Source organism: Streptomyces aureus (genome assembly GCF_001418135.1).
Lineage (GTDB): Bacteria > Actinomycetota > Actinomycetes > Streptomycetales > Streptomycetaceae > Streptomyces > Streptomyces aureus_A.
Genome location: NZ_LIPQ01000640.1, coordinates 1 through 3,800, shown reverse-complemented (window position 1 = coordinate 3,800; position 3,800 = coordinate 1). Strand labels below are relative to the sequence as shown.

Annotated in this window: 3 protein-coding genes; 1 reads left to right on the top strand and 2 read right to left on the bottom strand. The window is 74.5% G+C overall.

Features of this window, described 5'->3' with window-relative positions; all coding sequences use genetic code 11:
- Positions 1–49: 49 nt before the first annotated feature.
- Positions 50–967 carry a PaaX family transcriptional regulator gene (locus AOK00_RS35550; protein ID WP_055604232.1) on the top strand — a complete coding sequence of 306 codons (918 nt, stop codon included), beginning with the start codon at positions 50–52 and terminating at the stop codon, positions 965–967.
- On the opposite strand, the gene AOK00_RS35545 is transcribed toward AOK00_RS35550, so the two are convergent.
- Both AOK00_RS35545 and AOK00_RS35540 read right to left on the bottom strand, forming a co-directional pair.
- On the bottom strand, positions 964–1,452 hold the full coding sequence (locus AOK00_RS35545) for an anthrone oxygenase family protein (RefSeq protein ID WP_055604231.1): 489 nt from the start codon (positions 1,450–1,452) through the stop codon (positions 964–966). The genes AOK00_RS35550 and AOK00_RS35545 overlap by 4 nt on opposite strands.
- An 88-nt stretch (positions 1,453–1,540) precedes the next feature.
- Complete coding sequence (locus tag AOK00_RS35540) at positions 1,541–3,775, bottom strand: bifunctional salicylyl-CoA 5-hydroxylase/oxidoreductase (RefSeq protein WP_063886714.1); 2,235 nt, start codon at positions 3,773–3,775, stop codon at positions 1,541–1,543.
- Positions 3,776–3,800 lie beyond the last annotated feature (25 nt).

The window sequence follows — 3,800 nt, the reverse complement described above, 5'->3', positions numbered from 1 at the left end:
CCGGCCGCCACCGGCGTCGGGCCGGCGAACCACCCCTTAAAGTGATCACGTGGCCGAGCAGCACACCCCCCGATCCCTGATCGTCTCCCTCTACGGCGCGTACGGCCGTGCGCCCGACGGGTCGCCGATGCCGGTGGCGGCGCTCATCCGGCTGCTCGCGATCCTCGGGGTGGACGCGCCCTCGGTGCGTTCCTCGGTGTCGCGGCTGAAGCGGCGCGGACTGCTGCTGCCGGGCCGGACGGCCGACGGGGCCGCCGGATACGCCCTCTCGGACGACGCCCGCAGGCTCCTGGACGACGGCGACCGCCGGATCTACGCCCGTACCGAACCCAAGCTCTCCGAGGGCTGGGTCCTGGCCGTCTTCTCGGTGCCCGAGGCCGAGCGGCACAAGCGGCACCTGCTTCGCTCGCGGCTCGCCCGGCTGGGCTTCGGCACGGCGGCGCCCGGCGTCTGGGTCGCACCCGCGCGGCTGTACGAGGAGACCCGGAACGCCCTGGAGCGCCTGGAGCTCTCCCCGTACGTGGACCTCTTCCGGGGCGACCACCTGGGGTACGCGGCGACGGCCGAGGCGGTGGCCCGCTGGTGGGACCTGCCGGCCATCGCCCGGCTCCACGAGGAGTTCCTGGCGGCCCACGAACCGGTGCTGCGGGCCTGGCGGACGGCCGGGGCGGGAGCGGAGGCCATGGCGGGCGCACAGGCCCCGGGAGGCGCCGAGAAGGCCTACCGGGACTATCTGCTCGTCCTGGACTCCTGGCGCCGGCTGCCGTACGCGGACCCGGTGCTCCCGGCCGAGCTGCTGCCCGACGACTGGCCGGGGCGGCGCTCGGCGGAGGTCTTCGCGGCCCTGCACGAGCTGCTGCGGGACCGCGGCGCGGAGTTCGTCGCCCCGTACGTGTCCGGGGCCGGGAACGGGTCCGGGAACGGGTCCGGGAACGGGTCCGGGGACTGGTCCCGGGCCTCGGACTAGTCCCGGGGCCTCGACCGTACCGCCAGGGCCCGGAGCAGGCAGGCGAAGCCCGCCGTGGTCAGGATCGCGCGGACCAGGTTCCACGCCACCCAGGGGGCCTCGAAGGCCTGCCGTGCGGACCTGGGGTCCTGGGCCGCGGCGAGCGCGTCGTTGAGGGGCACGTTCGCCGCCGAGGTGACCAGGAGGACCGCCACGGAGAGGACGAGCGCGGCGAGCGTCCAGATCCGGGCCCGGGTGGCGCGGTGCTGCCAGGCGGCCACCGCGGCGAGGATCGTCGCCCCGAAGAACGGGGTGAAGAAGACCGGGTTCTGGATGACCTCGTTGATGTTCCGCATCACCTCGACGTAGACCCGGTCGTCACTGCGCACCAGGGCCGGCATCACCGAGCACACGTACGCGAACCACACCCCCGCGATCAGTCCGGTCGCCACCGTCGCCGTGCCGAGGACCGCCCCGGCAGCCTTCCCACCCCGCTGCTCTGTCATGTCCCCAGTCAAGAGCAGGGGCGGCGCGCGGACCATGCTTTCGCGTCGCCCCCGCATACGCGGGCGTCCACGGTCCTCGGAGCGGTCCTCAGCCCCGGCGGCCGGTCGGGGGTGGGCGGTTGCCCGCGCGGTACGGGTCCGGCCAGGGGGCCGCCGGGCCCTCGTAGTCCTGTTCGGCGGCGGCGTGCAGGGTCCAGTTCGGGTCGTAGAGGTGCGGGCGGGCGAGGGCGCACAGGTCGGCGCGGCCGGCCAGGAGCAGGGAGTTGACGTCGTCCCAGGAGGAGATCGCGCCGACCGCGATCACGGGGACGCCGGTCCCGTTGCGGATCCGGTCGGCGTACGGGGTCTGGTACGAGCGGCCGTAGGCGGGGGTCTCGTCGGGGACGACCTGGCCGGTGGAGACGTCGATCGCGTCGGCGCCGTGCTCCGCGAAGGCGCGGGCGATCGCGACCGCGTCCTCGCCGGTCGTCCCGCCCTCGGCCCAGTCGGTGGCCGAGACGCGCACGGTCATGGGGCGGTCCTCGGGCCACACCTCCCGTACGGCGTCGAAGACTTCGAGCGGGAAGCGGAGCCGGGCGTCCAGATCGCCGCCGTAGCCGTCGGTGCGGTGGTTGGTGAGCGGGGAGAGGAAGCCGGAGAGCAGGTAGCCGTGGGCGCAGTGCAGTTCGAGGAGGTCGAAGCCGGCCTGGGCGGCGCGGCGGGCGGCTGCCGTGAACTCCTCGCGTACGGCGGCGAGTCCGGCGCGGTCGAGGGCGCGCGGGGTCTGGTTGACGCCGGGCCTGTACGGGAGGGGCGAGGCGGCGACGAGTTGCCAGTTGCCCTCGGGCAGGGGCTGGTCGATGCCCTCCCACATGCGCCGGGTGGAGCCCTTGCGGCCGGAGTGGCCGAGCTGGACGCCGATCGCCGTACCGGGTGCCCGGTCGTGGACGAAGTCCGTGATCCGGCTCCAGGCCGCGGCCTGTTCGTCGGTCCACAGTCCGGTGCAGCCGGGGGTGATCCGGCCCTCCGGGCTCACGCAGACCATCTCGGTCATGACGAGTCCGGGGCCGCCGAGGGCCCTGGCCCCCAGGTGGACGAGGTGGAAGTCGCCGGGAACGCCGTTCTCGGCGACGTACATGTCCATCGGGGAGACGACGATCCGGTTGCGCAGGGTCAGTCCGCGGAGCCGGAAGGGCGTGAACATCGGCGGGGTGCCGGGCGGGCAGCCGAAGTCGCGTTCGACGGTGGCGGTGAAGGCCGGGTCGCGGAGCCGCAGGTTGGCGTGGGTGACGCGGCGGCTGCGGGTGAGCAGGTCGAAGGCGAAGCGGCGGGGCGGCCGGTCGACGTGGCCCGCGAGCTCCTCGAACCACTGGAGGCTGGCGGTGGCCGCGCGCTGGGTGGACTCGACGACGGGCCGGCGCTCGGCCTCGTAGGCGGTGAGGGCCTCGGCGGGGGTGGGGTGGTCGCGGAGGCTGTGGGCCAGGGCCAGGGCGTCCTCGACGGCCAGTTTGGTGCCGGAGCCGATGGAGAAGTGCGCGGTGTGGGCGGCGTCGCCGATGAGCACGGTGTTGCCGTGCGACCAGCGCTGGTTGACGACGGTACGGAAGGCGGTCCAGGCGGAGCGGTGGGAGCGCAGCTCCCTGCCGCCGAGCGCCTCGGCGAAGATCTTCGCGCAGCGGGCGGTGGACTCCGCCTCGTCGAGTTCGTCGAAACCGGCGGCCCGCCAGACCTCCTCGCGCATCTCGACGATGGCGGTGGAGGCGCCGGCCTCGTAGGGGTAGGCGTGCAGCTGCATCACGCCGTACTCGGTCTCGGCGGTCTCGAAGCGGAAGGCCTCGAAGGCGAAGTCCGCGGCGAGCCAGATGTAGCGGCAGCGGTGGGCGGTGATCCGGGGGCGGAAGACGGCGGCGTGGGCCTCGCGGGTGCGGCTGTGCAGCCCGTCGGCGGCGACGACCAGGTCGTGGCCGGCGGCGAGGACGCCGGCGGGCGGGGCCTCCGTGCGGAAGCGGAGCCGTACGCCCAGGTCGGTGCAGCGGGCGTGCAGGATCTCCAGGAGCCGGCGGCGGCCGAGGGCGGCGAAGCCGTGGCCGGTGGAGGTGGTGCGGTGGCCCCGGTGGACGACGTCGATGTCGTCCCAGCGGACGAGGTCGCGGCCGAGTGCCTCGTAGACGACGGGGTCGGCGTCCCGGATGCCGCCGAGCGTCTCGTCGGAGAGGACGACGCCGAAGCCGAAGGTGTCGGAGGGGGCGTTCCGCTCCCAGACGGTGACCTCACGGGCGGGGTCGAGCCGCTTGAGGAGCGCGGCGGCGTAGAGCCCACCGGGTCCGCCACCGACGACGGCGATACGGGAGAGGGCGGAGGTGGGGGCG